14 protein-coding genes are annotated in these 18,994 nt (G+C 72.0%); 8 read left to right on the forward strand and 6 right to left on the reverse strand.

Going from position 1 to position 18,994, the window contains the following annotated elements; translation table 11 throughout:
* Nucleotides 1–37 precede the first annotated feature (37 nt).
* The 3 genes from AB8O64_RS32485 to AB8O64_RS32495 form a co-directional block, all read right to left on the reverse strand.
* Nucleotides 38–484, reverse strand: a complete 447-nt coding sequence (locus AB8O64_RS32485) for an RICIN domain-containing protein (protein ID WP_370423186.1) — start codon at nt 482–484, stop codon at nt 38–40.
* A gap of 212 nt (nt 485–696) precedes the next feature.
* Nucleotides 697–2,196: a serine/threonine-protein kinase gene (locus AB8O64_RS32490; RefSeq protein ID WP_370423188.1), complete on the reverse strand. Its 1,500-nt coding sequence runs from the start codon at nt 2,194–2,196 to the stop codon at nt 697–699.
* Between the two features lie 111 nt (nt 2,197–2,307).
* The gene (locus AB8O64_RS32495) at nt 2,308–3,114 is read right to left on the reverse strand and encodes a serine/threonine protein kinase (RefSeq protein ID WP_370423190.1); all 807 of its coding nucleotides are present in this window, start codon (nt 3,112–3,114) and stop codon (nt 2,308–2,310) included.
* 505 nt (nt 3,115–3,619) lie between these two features.
* On the opposite strand from AB8O64_RS32495, the gene AB8O64_RS32500 reads away from it, so the two are divergent.
* The 8 genes from AB8O64_RS32500 (at nt 3,620) to AB8O64_RS32535 (ending at nt 16,027) form a co-directional block, all read left to right on the forward strand.
* On the forward strand, nt 3,620–4,468 hold the full coding sequence (locus AB8O64_RS32500; protein WP_370423192.1) for a hypothetical protein: 849 nt from the start codon (nt 3,620–3,622) through the stop codon (nt 4,466–4,468).
* Nucleotides 4,465–7,551: an amino acid adenylation domain-containing protein gene (locus AB8O64_RS32505; protein ID WP_370423193.1), complete on the forward strand. Its 3,087-nt coding sequence runs from the start codon at nt 4,465–4,467 to the stop codon at nt 7,549–7,551. The genes AB8O64_RS32500 and AB8O64_RS32505 overlap by 4 nt, the downstream gene beginning before the upstream one ends.
* Nucleotides 7,552–7,577: 26 nt before the next feature.
* A complete protein-coding gene (locus tag AB8O64_RS32510) occupies nt 7,578–8,579 on the forward strand; it encodes a methyltransferase (protein WP_370423195.1) in 1,002 nt (333 codons plus the stop codon).
* Entirely contained in the window at nt 8,576–11,851 is a 3,276-nt protein-coding gene (fabD, locus tag AB8O64_RS32515) for an ACP S-malonyltransferase (protein WP_370423197.1), read from the forward strand. Before AB8O64_RS32510 ends, fabD begins: the two co-directional genes overlap by 4 nt.
* 87 nt (nt 11,852–11,938) lie before the next feature.
* A complete protein-coding gene (locus AB8O64_RS32520; protein ID WP_370423198.1) occupies nt 11,939–13,201 on the forward strand; it encodes a cytochrome P450 in 1,263 nt (420 codons plus the stop codon).
* Between the two features lie 43 nt (nt 13,202–13,244).
* A complete protein-coding gene (panD, locus tag AB8O64_RS32525; RefSeq protein ID WP_356449935.1) occupies nt 13,245–13,661 on the forward strand; it encodes an aspartate 1-decarboxylase in 417 nt (138 codons plus the stop codon).
* Nucleotides 13,662–13,692: 31 nt separating this feature from the next.
* Nucleotides 13,693–14,652 carry a methyltransferase domain-containing protein gene (locus AB8O64_RS32530; protein ID WP_362208581.1) on the forward strand — a complete coding sequence of 320 codons (960 nt, stop codon included), beginning with the start codon at nt 13,693–13,695 and terminating at the stop codon, nt 14,650–14,652.
* 43 nt (nt 14,653–14,695) lie between these two features.
* Entirely contained in the window at nt 14,696–16,027 is a 1,332-nt protein-coding gene (locus AB8O64_RS32535; RefSeq protein ID WP_370423200.1) for an acyltransferase domain-containing protein, read from the forward strand.
* 82 nt (nt 16,028–16,109) lie between these two features.
* Here AB8O64_RS32535 and AB8O64_RS32540 read toward each other — a convergent pair whose 3' ends face one another.
* From AB8O64_RS32540 to AB8O64_RS32550, 3 genes are all read right to left on the reverse strand, one after another.
* Nucleotides 16,110–16,442: a DUF6204 family protein gene (locus AB8O64_RS32540; RefSeq protein WP_370423202.1), complete on the reverse strand. Its 333-nt coding sequence runs from the start codon at nt 16,440–16,442 to the stop codon at nt 16,110–16,112.
* An 84-nt stretch (nt 16,443–16,526) separates the two neighbouring features.
* Nucleotides 16,527–18,203 carry an MFS transporter gene (locus AB8O64_RS32545; RefSeq protein WP_370423203.1) on the reverse strand — a complete coding sequence of 559 codons (1,677 nt, stop codon included), beginning with the start codon at nt 18,201–18,203 and terminating at the stop codon, nt 16,527–16,529.
* Nucleotides 18,200–18,988, reverse strand: a complete 789-nt coding sequence (locus tag AB8O64_RS32550) for a TetR/AcrR family transcriptional regulator (RefSeq protein WP_370423205.1) — start codon at nt 18,986–18,988, stop codon at nt 18,200–18,202. Before AB8O64_RS32550 ends, AB8O64_RS32545 begins: the two co-directional genes overlap by 4 nt.
* Nucleotides 18,989–18,994 lie beyond the last annotated feature (6 nt).

The raw sequence follows: 18,994 nt of genomic DNA on the forward strand, positions 1-18,994 counted from the left end.
CAGTGATCTCATGACTGCCCCCCTCGAGAAGAGGCCGTCAGGACCAGCTCTGGTACGGGGTGTTGTTGCACGCCCAGGTGCGGAAGCCCAGGCTGCTGTCGTCGATGCAGCGGCCCGTGGCCTGGTTCTGGAAGCGGACGGTGCCGTCGTCCCAGACCTTGATCCACCAGCTCTGCTCCGGTTGCGAGCCGCAGGTGGCGACGGTCCGGAAACCGTTGTCGGTGTCCTCGACACAGCGGCCCGTGTTCAGGCTCTTCAACTGGCGGGTTCCGTCGCCCCAGACGTGGATGGACCACTTCTGCGGAGTGGAGCCGTTGCAGCTCCAGGTGCGGAAGCCGTTGTTGGTGTCGTCGATGCAGCGGCCCGTGGCCTGGTTCCTGAAGGACTGGACGGCGTCGTCGGCGCGCGCCGGGGCCGCGGTGGCGGCCGGCGCCGGGGCGAGGGCGGTGACGGCGAGGACTCCGCCGAGCAGGAGCGTTCTCATGCTGCGCAGGTGCACTGTTTCGTTCCCCCTGTACGAGTCGTGTCACGTGTGAGCGCGGTCCGGGGACCGACGGAGCCGCAAGGTAGTCGCGGGGCACCGCGATCCGGCATCCGGAACCTTCCGGGGTGACGGCGCCCGGTGCCCCGCGATAGAGCTGTTCGTGTACGTAGCGAGGAGAGGCGCGAAGGAGAGGTGTGCCAAGGAGAGGTGTGTCACCGGCCGGGCGTGGGGCGCGGGCACGTGGGGATCGCGGGGCGGTCCTTCGTCCGCACGGCGGGCAGCCATGCCGTGGACCGGGTGGAGCCGGACCGGAGACGGACCCGGAACCACTGGGCGGACCAGGTGCCCACCTCGTCGACGATCGGTACCCCCTTGGGGAGTTGGCAGTCGACGGCAAGGACGTCACCGTGCCAGACCCGGGTCGGTACGACGTTGTCGATGGTGTACGGCCGCAAGGGGTCGATGGCCAGGCCGAGACTGCACTCCGGGTTCCGGTCCTCGCGGTCACCGCAGGAGGGTTCGGTGTTGAAGACGCGGATGCGGCCCGCGGCGCCGGACTCCGTGCCGGCCGATGCCGTGGCGGCGTGCCCGCCGGTTCCGGCCGACGAGGCGGATCCGCCGTCGCGCGCGGCGTACCACCAGCCCGCCGCGACCGCCCCGCACACCGCGAGGGCCACCAGGGCCTGTCCGGCGCGGGTTCTTCGGCGTCGGCCTGCCGGAGGGCGCGCGGCCCCGGAGGGAGCCCGGCCCCCCGCCTCATCGGCAGGCTCTGCTTCCGTGTCCTGCCGGGCGGTGATGCGCGCCAGCAGACTCTCCGCGGTGTGCGCGGCCCGCGCGTCATGGGTCGGTGCCAGGCAGTCGGCGGCCAGCGCCCGCCAGAACGGCGGTACGGCGTTGTCCATGCGCAACGGCGCCCGTCCGTCGGCGTACTCCTGTGCCGCGGCCGCGCGCGAGACCGGCGTGGCCCCGGGGAACGGCGAGGCGCCCGAGGTGAACATCTCGTGGATCACGATGCCCAGAGCCCAGATGTCGACGCTCGGCCGGACGTGCACACCGTGCTCGCCGAGCGGGGCCTTCCAGCGCTCGGGCGGGAGGTAGTCGAACGTGCCCATCGGGGGCCCGTAGCCGTGGGTACCGCGGGTGCCGGTCAGTTCCGTGACGAGTCCGAAGTCCGACAGCTTGACGGAGCCGTCGGCCATGATCAGGACGTTGTCCGGTTTGAGGTCGCCGTGCACCCAGCCACTGCGGTGCAGATGGGCCAGGCCCTCACAGATCTCGGTGAGCAGCCGGGCGCCCTCGGCCTCGGCCACGTCCGTGGCGAGCAGGTCCCGCAGACTGCGGGCGGCCCGCTCCATGACCAGGACGATCGCACCGTCCAGGAACGGGTGCCCCGGGTCACTGAGCACGAGGGAGCCCAGCAGACGGATCAGCCTGGGATGGCGGGCCCGGAGGCCGAATTCCACCTCACGGCGGGCGGTTTCGGCGACCCGGCGGGCCTGACGCGGTGCGAGCCCTTCGGTCGGTAAGAACTTGAGCGCGACGTCTTCCTGACCCGCTGTCGGATCCGCGCCGTCGTCGACGGGGCGTCCCGCGTAGACCGTTCCCCAGCCACCGGACGCGATGGGCTCGGTGACCTCCCAGCTGCCGACGCGGTATCCACGCGGCAGCGGCGGTGTGCGCTCACCCCCCGATGAGCCGGCCGGAGCCCGCACCGTTTCCCCCTCCGGTCCGCCGGGCGTACCGCTGAGCGCTGCCGCTGCCCGTTGGTCTGCGTCCGGGGCCGCGTCTCATCAGTCTCATCAGTATCGTCGGTCCCATCGGTCTCACCCCACCGTCTCCCGCCCCCGCGGGCCCGATCCGGCCCGGGGCGGCAGCAGCGCGAGATGTTCCTCCCGTACGAGCCCGAACCGCAGGGCGAGTCCGACGATCGCCTCCCGCTTGCCGTTGCGGCGCGCCTCCCTGCCCGGTTCGCTCCCGGCCGGGGCGCTGATGCGCATCTTCTCCCCGGCCAGGTAGTCGATGTGCGAGCTGACGGCCCGGGCCGTCAGCCGGCCGCAGGCGGCGTGCGCTCTGAGCCGCTCGACGATCTGGGGAGTGGTCGGTACCGCGACCGCCGACTCGTCACGCAGCCGCGGTTCGCAGAGCGCGACCAGCACCAGGAAGTAGGTGGCCGTCTCGTCCAGGGAGTAGGCGGTGACGGTGCGGGTCCCCCAGGGACCGCCCGTCTCGTGCGGGTCCATATAGACGTGATCGGGTGCGAACACCTGGAAGGCGACGGTGGTGCCGTGGCGTGCGGGCAGCACGACCCGGGAGAACTCGAAGGGGATGGGCGCTCCGGCCCGTCGGGGCGGCACCCGCAGATACTCCCCGGCCCCCTCCGGGTTCTCCACCACATAGCTCTGGGTCGTGCTGTGGTTGCTGAGCTGCCAATGATCGTCGGTCACCCGTATCTCGCCCGCCAGCCGGGAGATCGCCTCGTCGGCGAGGCGGAGTTCGACCGGGGTCGTCGCCGATCCCCGCCCGAAGCGCGCCACTTCCCCCGGGCCGAGCCGCAAGGTCACCGCTTCACCGCACGGCCCCCCGCCGGCGACGCCGCTCTCCTGCGGCAGATGGATCACTATCCCGCTCACTGCCCCCTCCTCACACCCCCGGCAACGGCTGTCACGCACGCCGAACGTTACACATGCGCCCCCAGGGCCCGGTCCGGCTCTTTGCCGACCCGGCGGCAGATGATGCGCGATGGCCGGTAACGACCGATGACGTGGGGCGTTGCCGACTGTGCGTATGGGGTCCGTCACGCCGCAAAAGCTGACATTCAGGAGTTTCCAACGGGCGTCGACGGCCGTCCGGCATGAAGTCCCGGTGTGTGCGGCCGGACCGGTGATTCCCGGCGAACCCGCTGGTCAATGCGGCTGAAATGCGATGGCCGCATGTCTGGAACTCCCTCACTGCATGTCTGAAATTCATCGGCCGTGGCTCAAATCCACTCGGTGGTTTCCGTGAGGTCTGTCCCGGTTCGGTCCATGATCGTTTGCTGTGGACAGAGCGGATTGCCTGCCCCTAGGATCCAGCCTGGCCTGACCGGACATGGTCGAGGAATTAGCCGAAGACTTTTTGACATTCGGGGGAATTCATATGCCCAGCCCCACCGTGTGGAATGTCGTGCTCGATTCAGGAGCTGACACCGACATTGTGCTCGCCGCCGATTTTCCGGTGACCGGCCGAAACGAGGGTGGATTCGCCGATCTGGCGCCCGGTCTCCAACTGGACTGCGATCTGTGGCAGACGGTCGCACCGGTCCGCGATCCCGAGACGGACGCCCTGGACGACGCGTACCTCGAGCCCTGGCTCTCGGAGGTCGCGGCGAGCGGACGGACGGTCCGCGCGGTTCTGGGCTACTGCGCGGGATCGGTGTTCGCCGGCGTGCTCGCCGAGAAGATCGCCGCGCGCCAGTCCACCGCCCCCCGCGTGGTCGTCTTCGACCCCGAGCTGGTCGATGTACCCACCGTTCACCTCCAGTTCGGGCGGGTGATCGGCAATATGACCACCGTTCTGACGGCCGAGGAAATCAGTGAGCTGACCGGCGCCGCGGAGCAACTCGTCGCGAAGCCCGGTATCGAGCCGGCCGAATTCGCGGCCGGGCTCTACGCGGCCTTCCGGCCCATCGGCACCGCGGCGCTCCGACGCGCCGGACTGGACGAGGACTACGCGGGCGAACTGGTCCAACTGGTCGGCTCGTTCATGGCCTATCTCGCCACCGCCGCCGGTCTCGACCCGCGTCCCGGCTGGGCGCGGGCCACGGTGATCACGTCCGCCAGCGAGCAGAGCGGGCTGAACCGCCTGCGCGCGACGCCGGGCATCACGCCCATCGAGATCGGGGACGAGCGGCGCTTCGAGGTCGAGCACCGCGATCTGCTGCGCACCCCCGCCGTCGCCGAGTCGGTGGCCGGTGTCCTGGCCGACCGCCCGGAGGCCCACGCGTGAGCCTCGGACTTCCCGACGGCCACGTCCGTCCGTCCCGCAAGGAGAGCACCCTCTGGCTGCTCGACGAGCTGGTCCCGGACAGCGGCGCGAGCAACCTCTCGCTCGCGTTCCGGGTGCGCGGCCGCCTCGACCCCGCCGCCGTCGCGCGAGCCCTCCAGCTCCTCCCGGCCCGCTTCGAGGTGCTGCGGACGGTGTTCCACCGCGACGACACCGGTCTGACCAAGTCCGTCGTGCCGTCCCTGGCCGTCGCCCTGGAGGAAGCGGACCACCACGGGGACGAGGCCGCCGAACGAGCCGTCCTGACGGCCTTCGTGGCCAGGCCCTTCGCCACGGACGGCAGCCCGCTCCTGCGGGCGCTGCTGCTGCACGGACAGGACGGGGACGTCCTGTGCCTGGCGGTCCACCACGCCGTGTCGGACGTCCAGTCGACGGCCATCCTGCGCGCCGAGTTCGTGTCCCTCTACGAGGCGTGTGCCGCCGGTGAGCCGCCCGTGCCCGCCGAGGTGCCCGCCTGGCACGAGCCCGAACCGTCGGACGCGAGCCGGGAGTACTGGCGCGAGCAGATGGCCGGCTTCCGCTCCTCGGGGCTGGAACTCCGCTGCGAGCAGCGGGAACAGGCCGTCACCACCCTCCGGGGCGACGAGGTCACCCACGTCCTGTCGCCCGAGGCCCACGCGGTGGTGCGCCGCCTCCAGCGCGAACTGCGGGCGCCGGAATCGGTCGTCCTCCTCACCGCCTACGCGGTGCTCCTCGCCGCCCACGGCGCCGGCCCCGACCTGACCATCGGCTCCCCGGTGAACACCCGCCCCCGCGAGGCGGTGGACACGGTCGGCTACCACAGCAACCTCGTCACCCTGCGTCTGCTGCTCGAGTCGGACGCGAGCTTCCGGGACCTCACCGCCCTGACCCGGCGGACGTTCATGGAGGCCATGGCACACAAGGACGTCGCGGCCGACGACGTCCTCGACATGGTCGAGCGCGACGGTTCCGGCTGGCGCAACGGCCTGTTCAAGCACGTGTTCAACTACGTGCCCTTCGTCGACGACCAGCGCACCTTCACCGTCGCCGGCGCCGAGGCCGAACTCATCGTGGTGGAGAACGGTTTCAGCCAGTTCGACCTCGAATTCTTCGTCTCCGCCAACAAGGACACGGCCACCGTGCGCGCGGTGTTCTACACCGGCGTGCTGGACCGGTCGGACGTCGAGCTGATGGTCCAGCGCTACGACGCCCTGCTCGTCGCGCTGGGCGCCTCGGTGGACGCCCCCCTCGCCGCGCTGCCGGTCTGGTCACCGCGGGACCACGCGATCATCGAGGCGGCCAACGCCACGGACCGCGTCATCGAAACACCCTCGGTGCTCGCCGGGTTCGCCCAGCGCGCCGCCAAGGACCCCACGGCCGTGGCCGTCCGCGACGGCGACCGCACGGCGACGTACGGCACGCTGTGGTCCGCCGCCGTCGACACCGCCGCCCGGTTGACCGCGGCCGGCGTGCGGCCCGGCGACGTCGTCGCGCTGCTCCTGCCGCGCGGCGCGGCGCTGGCCGCCTCGGTCTTCGGCACCTGGCTCGCGGGCGCCGCCTACCTGCCGCTCGACCCCAACCACCCCGTGGAGCGGCTGGCGTACCAGCTCGACGACGCCGGGGCCCGCACCGTGATAGCCGGGGCGGGGATCACCGCTCCGGAAGGCCGCGCCACCGTGCCCGCCGTCGACTGGGAGAACGTCCCCGACGCGCCGGTGGACGTCGCGGCGGCAGCGGCGGCCGAACCCGACGCCCTCGCCTACGTGATCTACACCTCCGGGTCGACCGGCAAGCCCAAGGGCATCCCGATCCGGCACCGCAGCCTCGTCAACCACATCGTCGACTACGCCGACCGGTTCGGCGTGGCGGGATCGACGCGCCCCACGGGCTGGCTCAGCACCTACAGCTTCGACACCTCCTCGCTCGAACTGATGATGCCGCTGCTCCACGGCGGACACACGGTCGTCATCCCGGACGAGGCACGGACCGACGGCGGCCTGCTGTCCGCCGCCGTGGCCGCCCACGACATCGGTCTGCTGCAGGCGACCCCCACCACCTGGCGGCTCGTCGCCCGCGAGGCCGCCGAGACACTGGCCGGCCGCACCGTCCTCACCGGCGGCGAACCCCTGCCCGCCGAGCTGGCCGCCACGCTGCTCGCGGCCGGCGCCGAGCTGTGGAACGTCTACGGACCCACCGAGAGCACGATCTGGGCCACCGCGGGACGCATGAGCGCCGACCGCGGCGGGCGGGTGGACGTCGGCTCACCCATCGCCAACACCCAGGTCTTCATCGCCGACCCGCACGGCAGGCCGCTGCCGGTCGGCCTCCGGGGCGAGCTCTGTGTCGCGGGCACGGGCGTCGCCTCCGGCTACCACGGGCGGCCCGAGCTGACCGCGGAACGCTTCGGCGAGAACGCCGAGTACGGCCGGTTCCACCGCTCCGGGGACGTGGCCTGCTGGCGGCCGGACGGCCGGATCGACCTGTTCGGCAGGGTCGACCGGCAGGTCAAGCTGCGCGGCAACCGGATCGAACTGGCGGAGGTGGAGGCGGTCCTGCTGGCCCACCCCGACGTCGAGGCCGCGGCCGTCGTGGTCGTCGGCGACCCGAGCGCCGACGGCTCCCTGGCCGCGTTCGTCCGGATGCCCGGCCGCCCCGAGGCCGCGGCCGAGCTCTGGGACCACGCCCGCGGGCAGCTCCCGCGCTCGGTGGTACCGCACCAGTTCATCGCCGTGGAGGCCTTCCCCCGGACCGGCAGCGACAAGGTCGACTACCTGGCCCTCGCCGAACAAGCGGCGCAGCACCGGGGCCCGGCCGCCGGCGGCGGTGCGGCCGGTGCGGGCGACGACGACCTCACCACGACCGTCGTCGGCCTCTTCGCCGAACTGCTCGAACGCCAGGACGTGGACGCCGGTACCCACTTCTTCGCCAACGGCGGACACTCACTGCTGGCCGTCACGCTCGCCCAGCGGATCAAGGACATCACCGGCGTCCGGCTCGCCCTGACCGACGTGTTCGAGACCCCGACCCCTGCCGCGCTGGTCGACCGGCTGCGCCGGCTCGCCTGACGGGACCTGTGAAAGAGAGACATCCCATGGAAATCCTCAAGCTCGCCGTCAGCGGTTGGTTCGCCCGGGCCCTGGCGGTCGCCGCCCGGCTGGAGATAGCGGACATCCTCGACGGGGGTTCGATGTCGTCCGCGGAGCTCGCCAAGCGCACCGAGACCGACCCGGACGTGCTCCACCGCCTGCTCCAGATGCTCACCGTGCCCGGTGTGCTGGAGCGGGACGGCGAGAAGTTCCGGCTGTCCGAGGCCTACGCCCCGCTGCGCGCCGACCACCCCATGACCCAGCGCCACTTCGCCATCCTCGCCGCCGAACTGTACGACGACGCCTTCGGCGGCCTGATGCACACCGTCAAGACGGGACGGTCGGGCTTCCAGGAGGTCTTCGGGCAGTCGCTCTACGGCTACCTGGAGAACCACCCCGAGACCGCGGAGCTGTTCGACCAGGGAATGATCGACCTGGCCGTGCCGGTCGCCCAGTGCCTGCTCGGCGCGCACGACTTCAGCGGCGTCTCCACCGTCGTCGACGTCGGCGGCGGCAGTGGCGGCCTGCTGCCCGGCCTCCTGGCCGCCCACCCCGGTCTGCGCGGCACCGTGGCCGACCGGGCCAGTGTCTGCGCCCGTGGCCACGAAGCCCTGGACCGGGTCACCGACAAGGGCGTCCTGGAGCGCATCACCTTCACACCGAGCGACTTCTTCGCCGAGGTCCCCGCGGGCGCCGACCGCTATCTGCTGAAGAACGTGCTGCACGACTGGACGTACGACAACTGCGTCCGCATCCTGCGCACCGTCGCCACCGCCATGGCCGACAGCGCCGACGGCGCCCGGCTGCTGGTGGTGGAGCCGCTGGTGGAGAACGACATCGACGGCTGGCGGGCGATGTTCCAGGCCGTGGCCTGCGACGAGGGCACCATCGGCCTGGACGAGGCGGGCATGCGCCGCGCCCTGGAGGAGGCCGGCTTCACGGTGGAGTCCGTGGCCCAGCTGCCGACGGGGCACAAGGTCCTCGAGTCCTCCCTGCGTGCCGGATGATGCTCACGCCCGTCTTCCTGTTCGCGGGGCAGGGCTCGCAGTACCACGGCATGGGCAAGTGGCTGTACGGGGCCGACCCCGTCTTCCGCGCCGCCCTCGACTCCCTCGACGCGGTCGTCCGTGACGTACGCGGCGACTCGGTCATCGAGGCCATCCACGGCGGCGGCCACGGCCCCGAGCTCCCGATGACGCGCTTCGCGCTCACCCAGCCGGCGATCTTCATGGTCGAGTACGCCCTGGCGGAGATGCTGCGGTCGCACGGCTTCGAACCCGGTGCGGTGCTCGGTGCCAGCCTGGGCGAGGTCGCGGCCGCGGCCGTCGCGGGCGTGGTCGACCCCCGGGAGTGCCTGCGCTCCCTGCTGCGCCAGGTCGACCTGTTCGAGGCCGAGTGCCCCCGCGGGGGCATGCTCGCGGTCCTGTCCGACGTCGGTCTCGCCCGGCGCGACCCCGTCCTGGCGACGGCGCACGTGGCCGCGGTCAACTCGCCGGACAACTTCGTCCTGGCGGGAACGGCCGACGACCTGGACCGCATCGAGCGGCACCTCACGGCCACCGGCACGCTCTGCCAGCGGCTGCCCGTGCTGTTCCCCTTCCACTCGCCCCTGATCGACCCGGTGGAGGGCCCGTTCAAGGACCTCATCGGCCAACTGGCCATGAAGCCCGCCACGCTCCCGCTGATCTCCGGCACCACCGGCGGGGCCGTGCACCTGCCCGACCCCGCCCATCTGTGGCAGGTGCTGCGGGAGCCGTTCGACCTGACCCGGGCCCTCGGCCCGCTGCTCGCCCAGGACGACCTGCTCTTCCTCGACCTGGGGCCGTCCGGGTCGATGGCCAACCTGGTGCGCGCGGCCCTGCCGGACGGCAGCCGGTCCAAGGTCCTGCCCCTGCTGTCCCCGTACGCCCGTGACGAGGTGCTGTACCGGGCCGTGCTCGACACGCGCCCCCTCCTGGCGGCCCCCAAAGCACCCGCCGCCCCCGCACGACGAACCGAGGTGAAACCCGTGAGCGCACCCGCGGTGACGCCCGACCATTCCGCCCCCGGCGGGCGGACGCTCGACGTCTACGTCTTCCCCGGGCAGGGCGCGCAGGCCAAGGGCATGGGCCGGGAGGTGTTCGACCGCTTCCCCGACCTGGTCGCCCGCGCCGACGCCGTGCTCGGCTACTCCCTCAGGGAGCTGTGCCTTCAGGATCCGGGCCGCAACCTCCGCGACACGCGGTACACCCAGCCCGCGCTGTATGCCGTCAACTCCCTCACCTGGCTGGCGGCCGTCGGCGAGGGCGGGAGGCTGCCGGACTACATCCTCGGACACAGCCTCGGCGAGTTCGCCGCCCTGTTCGCCGCCGGCGTCTTCGACTTCGAGACCGGGCTGCGCCTGGTCGCCGAGCGCGGCCGGCTCATGGGACAGGTCACGGGCGGCACGATGGCCGCCGTATCGGCGGTCGACGCCGCGCTCGTCGAGCGGGTCCTGCGGGACAACGGCCTCGCCGAGCTCGACATCGCCAACTACAACGCGCCGACCCAGACGGTGATCGCCGGTCCCGCGGAGGCGGTCAACCGGGCCCTTCCCCTGCTGAAGGACGCCGGCGCCCGCTGCGCCCCGCTCAACGTCAGCGCGCCGTTCCACAGCCGGTACATGGCTGCGGCCGCCGAGGAGTTCGGGCGGCTGCTCGACGCCACCGAGTTCGCGGCACCGAAGATCCCCGTGATCAGCAACGTCGACGCCCGGCCCTACGAGGCGGGCGAGGTGGCCGCCACCCTGCGCCGCCAGATCGCCTCACCGGTGCGCTGGACGGACAGCGTCCGGCTCCTGATGGGCCAGGGCGACTTCCGGGTGCGGGAGCTCGGCCCCGGTCAGGTGCTGACCAAGCTCATCGCCCGGGTCCGCACCGAGGCGACCGCGCTCCCGGTCGCGGACCTCTCCGTGCCCGCCGCACCGCGGCAGCCGGCGCCCGTCCGTACCGAACCCGCGGCCCCGCGCCCCGAGTCGCTGGGGTCGGACGCCTTCCGGCGCGACTACGGGGTCCGCCTCGCCTATGCCGCGGGCGGCATGCGCCGCGGCATCAGCTCGGTCGACCTGGTCGCCCGGATGGCGGGGGCCGGTCTGCTCTCCTACTTCGGTGCCTCGGGACTCGCCGCCACCGACGTGGCCACGGCGGTCGCCCGGATCCGCGAACGCGTCCCGGCCGGCGCACCGTTCGGCGTCAACGTCACGCACGACCCCTTCGACCCGCGCGCCGAGGCCGACCTGGTGGACGTGCTGATCCGCCACGACGTCCGGTTCGTGGAGGCCGCCACCCACGTCGAGGTGACACCCGCGCTGGTCCGGCACCGCCTGACCGGTGCCCGGGTCCTCGCCGACGGCACGGCGCACGTGCCCCGCAAGCTCCTGGCGAAGGTGACCCGCCCGGATGCCGCCCGCCTGTTCCTCTCCCCGCCGCCCGCCGCACTGGCACGGCAGCTGGTGACCGAGGGCCTGCTCACCGCCGAGGAGGCCGCGGCCGGGGAGCGCGTCGCGCTGGCCGACGACGTCTGCGCGGTGGGCGACGCGGGCGACCACTCCGACCTCGCGACCCTGTGGGCGCTGCTGCCCGCGCTGCGCCGGCTGCGCACGGAGCTCGGCGGTGTCGCCGAGGGGGTGCGCATCGGGGCCGGCGGCGGAATCGGCGCACCCGAGTCGGCCGCTGCCTCGTTCGTGCTGGGCGCCGACTTCGTCCTGACCGGCTCCGTCAACCTGTGCACGGCCGAGAGCGGGATGAGCGCCGCCGCCAAGGACCTGCTCCAGGACGCCGACGTGCACGACACCGCGTTCGCGCCCTACGGCGACCTGTTCGAACTGGGCGGCCGGGCCCGCGTGCTGCGCAAGGGCGTGCTCTTCCACGCCCGCGCGGGCAAGCTGTACGACCTGTGGCGCAACTACGACTCCTGGGACGCGGTCCCCGCGGCGGTGCGGTCCAAGGTGGAGCGCGACTATCTGGGCGCCTCCTTCGAGGACGTCTACGCCCGCCTCGGCCGCTCCGCCGAGCCGGCGCTCGACCCCAAGCGGCGCATGGCGCTCGTCTTCCGCTGGTACTGCGCGCAGGCGAGCACCTGGGCGATCGACGGGGCGCAGGGCCGCGCCGCCGACTACCAGATCCCCTGCGGACCGGCGCTGGGCGCGTGCAACCGCTGGCTGGCGCACACACCGCTGCACGCCTGGCGGGACCGGCACGCCGACGAGCTGGCCGACCGTCTGATGACCGAGGCCGCCGCGGTCGCCCGCCCGGCACTCTGACCCCTGGCCGGCGCCGGACGACACCCGGCGCCGGCCACCCAGCGACACCGAACACGACACGAAACTGAGCAAAGCGAGGCCGACCCCATGACCGAAACCTCCGCTCCGGAGCACACCACCGATCCGGACGAGCTGGCCAGCGAGTTCGACCTGTCCGACCCGGCGTTCATCACCGACCCGGAGGCGGGCGAGCGGTGGCTGGGCGGCCCCCGCCCGGTCTGCAAGGGAAAGTTCGCCGACGGCAGCGACGTCTGGGTGGCCACGGGGTACCAGGACGTCAGGGCGGTACTGAGCGAGCCGACCTTCCGCAGCCGGCCGCCGGGCGACTCCCACCGGGCCTCCATGCTCAGCCGGGGCATCCCCGAGGACATCGTCGACATGTTCGACTCGACCCTGCTGACCATGGACGGCGACGACCACATGCGCGTGCGGCGGCTCGTCACCCGCGCCCTGTCCGCCCGGCGGATGCTGACGCTGACGCCGGCGGTCACGGCCATGGCGCACCGGCTGCTGGACGACCTCGCCGACAAGCCCGAGCCCGACCTGATCGCGGACTACGCGCACCCGCTGGCCATCAACGTCATCTGCGAGATGCTCGGCGTCGACGAGCACTACCGCGAACAGTGGCGCGAGTGGAGCGAGACGCTCGCCCAGGCCCTGCGCCCGAACCCCGAACAGTTCGCCCCCGCGGTGCGCGGCATGGCCCGGGTGACCAAGGAGCTGGTCGAGGCCCGCAAGGCCGAGCCCCGGGACGACCTCATATCCGAGCTCGTGCAGGTCCACGAGGAGGACAGCGACCGGCTGACCGACGACGAACTGGTGGCCCTGGCCATGGTGCTCGTCCAGGCCGGCCACGAAACCGTCCGCAACCTCATCGCGCTCGGTGTCTTCACCCTGCTCCAGCACCCCGACCAGCTGAAGCTGCTGAAGAACGACCCCTCCATCGCCTCCCGGGCGGTCGCCGAACTGGTGCGCCACACCGCACCGGTGAAGCACACCTTCCGGCGCTTCGCCACCGAGCCCGTCGAGATCGGCGGGGTGACGGTGCAGCCCGGCGAGGCCGTCCAGGTGGTGCTGGCCGCCGCCAACCGGGACCCGGCCGAGTTCGGCTGCCCGGCGGACCTGGACCTCACGCGCGAGCACAATCCGCACCTGGGCTTCGGCCGCGGCGCCCACTACTGCCTGGGCGCCAGCCTCGCGCTGATCGAGGGCGAGGTGGCGCTGACCGCCCTGTTCGAGCGGTTCCCCGACGTGCGCCTGGCCGCCGACCCGGCGGAGCTCGCCCCGCGCTACCTGCTCGCCATGCAGCGGCTCCCCGTGCACCTCTCGCCGGAGACGGACGAGCGATGACCGACGCCCACGAACTGCCGGTGCCCCGCTGAACGGAGAGACCATGTACCGAGAGATGTTCAAGTCCAAGATCCACCGCGCCACGGTGACCCAGGCGGACCTGCACTACGTCGGCTCCGTCACCATCGACGCCACCCTGATGGCCGCCGCCGACCTGCTGCCCGGGGAGAAGGTCGACATCGTCGACATCGACAACGGCAACCGGCTCAGCACCTACGTCATCGAGGGGGAGGCCGACAGCGGGATCATCGGCATCAACGGCGCCGCCGCCCGCCTCATCAGCCCCGGTGACCTCGTCATCATCATCTCCTACGCGTCCATGAGCGAGGAGAACGCCCGCTCGTACAAGCCCAGCGTGGTGTTCGTCGACAGGGACAACCGGCCCGTCACGACGGGCTCGGACCCCGCCGAGGTGCCCGAGGGCTTCGGCCTGGTGCGCGGCGACACCATCAGCGCGTGACCGACCCCGCCTCGCCCATCGGAGACCGCCCATGAGTGCCACCCCTGACGTCATGACCGCCTTCACCAGCGGTCTCGCGGACATCAACCTCGCCGAGTCCAGCGCCCCGCGGAGCGGCGCGAAGGCCGCCGGCATGAAGTCCGCCAGCGCCACCATCTACGACATGGCCGCCACGCTGTCCGGCAAGGGCGACCTGTGGAACTGGGGCATGTACGACGCCGACCTCGTCGAGGAGATCCGGGCCCGGGTGCCCGGATTCGGCGAGCCCTGGACCGACGGCTTCAGCGAGCAGCTCTACTTCCTCGCCCTGCGCGACCTCCCGATCGACCTGGACGACTACGCCGGCCGGGAGGTCCTGGAGGTCGGCTGCGGCATGGGGGAGGGCCTGAACTTCCTGTCCAGGGTCGCCCCCGGCGCCCGGATGACCGGCCTGGACCTGTCACCGAAGGCCATCGCCCGCGGCACGGCCACGCTGTCCCGGGGCGACGCGCTGCGCTTCGTCCACGGCGACGCGGAGGACCTGCCCTTCGAGGACGGCTCGGTGGACGTCCTCGTCAACATCGAGAGCTCCCACACCTACCCCGACCTCGGCAAGTTCCTCAGCGAGGCCGCGCGCGTGCTGCGCCCCGGCGGCTACCTGAGCCACATCGATGTCTACACCCGGCAGCGCACCGCGACCATGAAGCAGGCGGCCGCGGAGACCGAGGGCCTGGAGTGGACCGCCGACCACGACATATCGGACCGGGTCCGCGCCGCGGTACGCCGCCGGATGGCACCCGGCAGCCACTTCCGCACCATGCTGGGCAAGCAGCGGATGAACCCGCTGATGCGGCAGGTCGTCGCGCACAGCCAGATCCTCATGTTCGGCGGCATGTTCGCGGGCTACCAGCCGCCTTCCACGATCAAGGCGCTCAGCAAGCTGGGCATCGTGCCGTGGATGAGCGGACTGCCGATGGAGAGCTACCGCCACCAGATCGCCGTCCGCCGATGACCCGCCCTCCGGCGTCGTGCCGTTCGCACGGAAAGGAGGAGATGTGAGCGCACGGCTGTTCGCCGTCGCCGCCGGCACCGAGGAACTCCTGCGGACGCTCCTGGTCGCGCACCTGGACCGGATCCGCACCCGAGGAGACCTCCCGCCGCTGGCCCGGTACTGCCACGACGCGGCGACGGGCACGGCCGGCCCGTGCCGCGTCGCGTTCGCCGTCGAGTCGTACACCGAGCTGGAGAAGCAGCTCGCGGAGGTGTGCGCGGGCGAGGTGGAGCGCATCCCGGCGGAGCTCGCCACCCGGCGCCCCCCGCTGGTGTTCGTCTTCGCCGGACAGGGCGCCCAGTGGGACGGAATGGGCCGCGAACTGCTCGCCACCGAGCCGGTGTTCCGGGACACGATGCACCGCTGCGACCGGCTCGTACGCGAGTTCGCGGGCTTCTCCGTCATCGAGCAGCTGGGACTGCCCCCCGAGGCGGCCCGGCTGGACGAGCTGGACGTCCTGCAACCCACGATGGTGTCCCTGCAGATCGCCCTGACGGCGCTGTGGCGCAGCTGGGGCGTGACCCCGGACGCGGTCGTCGGGCACAGCATGGGGGAGATCGCCGCCGCGCACACCGCCGGCGCGCTGACCCTGCGCGATGCCGTGATGATCGCCTGTCGGCGCAGCGCGCTGCTGCGCCGGATCGCCGGCAAGGGGGCCCTGGCCACGACGGAGCTCTCGCCCGCCGAGGCCCAGGCGGTGGCCGAGGCCAGCGGCGGCACGATCACCGTCGCCGGGGAGAACAGCCCCCGGTCGACCGTGCTGGCCGGTGACGCCCGGTCGCTCGCCGCGCTCGTCGACGAGCTGGGCCGGCGGGACGTCTACTGCCGGGTGATCAAGGCGACGGTCGCCTCGCACAGCCCTTACGTCGAGGAGCTGCGCGAGGACCTCCACACCGCCCTGCGCTCGCTGGAACCGACAGCCACGCGGGTGCCGATGTACTCGACCGTGACGTCCGAGCCGGTGCCCGGCACCGGCCTCGGCGCCGCGTACTGGATGCGCAACCTCCGTGAGCCCGTACGGCTCGCCGCCGCGGTGGAGAACCTCTTCGCCGCGGGGCACGAGGTGTTCGTGGAGGTCAGCGCGCACCCCGTACTGCTCAGCCCCGTCCGGCAGACGCTGGAGAGCGGCGAACGGCAGGGCTGGCTGCTGCCGTCGGGCAGACGGCGGGAGGAGCGCCGTTCGATGCTCTCCTCACTCGGCACGCTGTACGCCTGCGGACGCGAGCCGCACTGGGCGGCGCTGTCCCCGGGCGGGCCCGCGACGGCCCTGACCCCCTACCAGGCGGCCGTGCTGGACGCCGTGCGGCTGCCCAGGCCGGTACCGGCCGGAGCGTAAAGGCAGGAGCGGGACGCGATGCGGGCCCCACGTCCGTACCGGACGTGGGGCCCACATCTTTCTCACGGCGCGTCCCGACGGGTCAGCGGCCCTTCCGCCGGACCTTGATGCTGGCCAGGTCGGTCGCCACCGAACGGAGGTCACCGCACTCGGCCCCGAGCTTGCGGACGGCGACGGCGGCCAGCTCCTCGGCCTTCGACAGCACGAGGGCCTCGCTGTCCTCCTCCTCGGCGGGGACCAGGACGCGGAAGGCGAACCCGTGCAGCGTCCGCTGGTAGGTGACGGTGCCCTCCTCGGTGAACCGGGCGCTGAACACGTCGTGTTCGTCCGCCTGGGCCCGCAGCGACGCGCGCTGCTCGTCGTCGAGGGGGGCGAACTTGCCCTGGACGATGACCTGGTAGGTCGTGTGACTCATGACTGCGGTTCTCCTGAGGTGTTTCTCGGTATCGGTGTCGGTGCCGGCGCTCGTCCCGGCGGACGCCGGTGGGGCATGCGAGGCTTACGCCATCTCCTCCCGCCGGACCCGGTGGTGCGGCAGGAGGAACAGCAGACCGGTGACCGGGACGAGGCCGCCGGCCGCCCAGTACAGCGTCTCGCTGTAGGTGGACACGAACGTCTTGGCGCGGATCTCGCCGAGCGCACCGCTGATCACGCCCTGGCTGCCCCGGTCGCCGTCCTGGGCGAGCTCGGTGCAGCTGCGCGGCACCTTCGACAGATCGTCCTGGCCGAGCGAGTCGGTCGCGCAGGTCTTGACCGCCGCGGCCTGCTGAGGCGCCACCGCCCGGACGGCGGGGACGACGCGGTCGGCCTCGGGCCCGGCGTTGCTCGCCAGGGCGGAGAAGAAGACACCGCTGATGACGGCCACTCCGAGGGCGGCGCCGAGCTGGCCGGTGGCGTTGATGATGCCGGACGCGGCACCCGCCTCCTGCGGGGTGACCTCCCTGAGGACCAGCGCGGTCAGCGGGGGCATCAGCAGGCCCATGCCGGAGCCGAGCAGCAGCATGGACGGGATGGCGTGCCAGGAGGTGATGTCCGCGCCCTCGTGCCGGGCCATCCACGCGTAGGAGGCGATGCCCGCCAGCATGCTCAGCGCACCTGCCATCAGGCAGTACCGGCCGTAGAGCGGGAAGAGCTTGCGCACGGCGAGGCCGCCGACGAGCGGGACGCAGATCGAGAACGGGATCGCGGTCAGACCGGTGTGCAGCGCGGACCAGCCGAGGCCGCCCTGCAGATAGAGCGTCCAGCTGAGGAAGAAGCCCGCGGGAATGGCACTGAAGAGCAGCTGCACGCCGATGCCGGCGCCGAAGGCGCGGACCTTGAACAGGGACAGCGTCACCAGGGGCGAACCGTCCTTGCGGGTCTTGTGGCGTTCGTACACCACGAACAGCGCGATGACGGGCGCCGCCGCGACGAGCGCGACGATGCTCCAGACCGGCCAGTCGAGCTCGCGCCCGAGCGTCAGGGGCAGCATCAGCAGCAGCAGTCCGACGATCGCCAGCAGCATGCCGATGATGTCCAGCCGCTTGGCGTGCGGGGAGTTCGACTCCCGCATCCACTTCCAGGCGCCGATCAGGGCCGCCACGCCGACCGGGAGGTTGACGACGAAGATGCTCCGCCAGCCGAGGTCCAGCGGGCTCCAGTCGACCAGGGCACCGCCGACGACGGGCCCGGAGACGATGGCCAGACCGATCATGCTCGCGTACAGGCTGACGACGCGCCCGACCTCCTGGGGAGCGAAGGTGACGTGGATGAGCGCGAGGACCTGGGGCACCATGATGGCGGCGGCGAGTCCCTGCAGCGCCCGGGAGGCGACGAGCATCTCGGTGTTCTGCGCGGCGGCGCACAGGGCGGAGGCGACGACGAACCCGGCGACGCCGGTGAGGAACATCCGCTTGCGGCCGAAGATGTCACCGAGCCGGCCACCGGTGATCAGCAGGACCGCGAAGCTCAGGGTGTAACCGGCTGTCATCGCCTGGACGGCGACGGCCGAGGCACCCAGATCGCGCTGGATGCTCGGGATGGCCACGGTGATGATGTTGGCGTCGAGCAGGTCCATGAACGTGGCGACCAGCAGGACGGTCAGCGCGAGCCACCGCTTCGGGTCGAGCTCGGGCTCGTCGGGGGTAACAGGCGGTAACGCGGTAGCCGACCGCTCCGTTTGCCCTGCCTTGCTCATGGCTTCTTCTCCAGGTTCTCGAGTGTTCGCGTCCGGTCGGGGGATGCCGGACGTGCGGTGCTTGGGCCTGCCGTTCCGTCGGCGGAGGCGGCGGAGGGGTTTCCGTCCACGGGCGCGGTGCTGTGGGCGAGGGCGGTCCAGGCCGTCATCAGGAGCTCCACCACGTCCACGACCGTGTCCGTGCTGCTGTCGGCGGGGGAGAGCACACGCTGGATCGACAGACCGTCGTCCAGGGCGTGCACGATGAGCGCCAGCAGTTCCACGGGGGCCGGGGTGGTCACCCCGCGATCGGCGAAGCCCTGCTCCAGCCCCTGGGCCATCGCGGCCCGGGTGCGGCGTTCGCGGTCCGCCAGCACCGGCAGCAGCTCCGGGCGGTCGCGCAGACCGTAGAGCCAGAGTTCGGTGCGCAGGGCGAGCCAGCCGGCGAGATTGCGGTCGCGCTCGCCGTGCCAGGAACGCAGGTGCTCGATCATCTCGTCGAAGGACCCCGACTCGCGGCTCATCGCCCGGACTTCCTCCAACTCGCGTTGGGTCCGTTGCTCGAGCAGGGCCAGCACGAGTTCGTGCTTGCCCTTGAAGTTGCCGTAGAACGCGCCGCGGGTGTAGCCGGCGCGCTCGACGATCTGCTCCACCGACGTCCCGTTCACTCCCTGTTCGGCGAAGAGCTCGGCCGCCGACCGCAGGAGTTGCTCTCGGGTGAGTTCCCGGCTCTGCTGCCGGGTGAGCCGCTGGGTGATGGTGATCGCCTCCCTGACGAGCCGCTGAGATGCGAGACTGTATCCCAATACAGC

Origin of the sequence: Streptomyces sp. QH1-20, assembly GCF_041283565.1 — a bacterium.
Classification (GTDB): Bacteria; Actinomycetota; Actinomycetes; order Streptomycetales; family Streptomycetaceae; genus Streptomyces; species Streptomyces syringius.